The organism is Enterobacter sp. SCRI0065 (assembly GCF_059766475.1).
Genome location: NZ_JCBAJB010000045.1, coordinates 1 through 387, shown reverse-complemented (window position 1 = coordinate 387; position 387 = coordinate 1). Strand labels below are relative to the sequence as shown.

The 387-nt window shown below is 49.6% G+C and carries 1 protein-coding gene; it reads right to left on the bottom strand.

Features of this window, described 5'->3' with window-relative positions; translation table 11 throughout:
- Nucleotides 1–127: 127 nt before the first annotated feature.
- The coding region (locus AC6EMZ_RS23350) for a transglycosylase domain-containing protein (RefSeq protein WP_498405192.1) at nt 128–387 on the bottom strand (260 nt) is incomplete at its 5' end.

Sequence of the window (387 nt, the reverse complement as noted above, 5' to 3'; positions counted from 1 at the left end):
ACAGAGGCCATACAACACAGTACAACCAGTAAACCTGACCAATGACGTAACCGCATACTTTCTCCTGATGTCGAAAACACGACCGTTAACGCGAAAACTTCTCGGTATACTAAACGAACAAGACGTCTTAATTCAGATTGTTATCTCGCAAAAACGCGTCGCCGCCCATCTGTCGCATCTGGCGTAAAATCCACTGCTGACGTTGAATAACGTAGCCGGAAGGCGCATTCGCACGAAAGCGAATAGGGTTTGGCAGCACCGCCGCCAGCAACGCGGATTCGCTTGCCGTCAACTTGCTGGCAGATTTATTGAAATAACGTCTGGCAGCCGCTTCCACACCAAAAACCCCAGGGCCAAATTCGGCGATGTTGAGATACACGGTAAGAA